Genomic DNA, 887 nt, shown 5'->3' with positions numbered 1-887 from the left:
ATGGCTAAGGAAAAATTTGAACGCACCAAGCCGCATTGTAACATCGGCACGATTGGTCACGTTGACCATGGCAAGACGACGCTGACGGCGGCGATTACGAAATATTTTGGCGACTTTAAAGCGTATGACGAGATTGATGGTGCGCCGGAAGAGAAAGCCCGCGGCATCACCATTTCGACCGCTCACGTTGAGTATGAGACGGATGCCCGTCACTACGCCCACGTCGATTGCCCCGGCCACGCTGACTATGTGAAAAACATGATCACCGGTGCTGCGCAAATGGATGGTGGTATTCTGGTTTGCTCCGCAGCCGATGGCCCGATGCCCCAGACCCGCGAGCACATCCTGCTTGCCCGTCAGGTCGGCGTGCCGGCACTTGTCGTGTTCTTGAACAAGGTTGATCAGGTTGACGATGAAGAGCTTCTGGAACTGGTGGAAATGGAAGTGCGCGAGCTGCTCGACACCTACGAATTCCCCGGCGACGAAATTCCAATCGTCAAAGGCTCGGCTCTTGCAGCCGTTGAAGGCCGCGATCCAGAAATCGGCGAGAACGCCATTCGCGAGTTGATGGCTGCTGTTGATAGCTACATCCCGCAGCCAGAGCGTCCGGTTGATCTTTCGTTCCTGATGCCAATCGAGGACGTGTTCTCGATTTCCGGTCGCGGTACGGTTGTGACGGGTCGCGTTGAGCGCGGTGTGATCAATGTTGGTGACGAGATTGAAATCGTTGGCATCAAAGACACGCAGAAAACGACCTGCACGGGCGTTGAAATGTTCCGCAAGCTCCTCGACCGTGGGGAAGCAGGCGACAACATCGGCGCACTGATCCGTGGTATCGACCGTGAAAACGTCGAGCGCGGTCAGGTTCTGTGTAAGCCTGGTTCGGT

At 55.9% G+C, this 887-nt stretch carries 1 protein-coding gene; it reads left to right on the top strand.

The features are described from left to right. Positions 1–887: elongation factor Tu (gene tuf / locus ACFQ14_RS14360; RefSeq protein WP_377213448.1), on the top strand; the 887-nt coding region annotated here is incomplete at its 3' end.

Origin of the sequence: Pseudahrensia aquimaris, from assembly GCF_042676045.1 — a bacterium.
In the GTDB taxonomy this organism is placed as follows: Bacteria; Pseudomonadota; Alphaproteobacteria; order Rhizobiales; family Rhizobiaceae; genus Pseudahrensia; species Pseudahrensia aquimaris.
The sequence above is the reverse complement of the archived record's forward strand: the minus strand, read 5'-3'. Positions and strand labels throughout refer to the sequence as shown.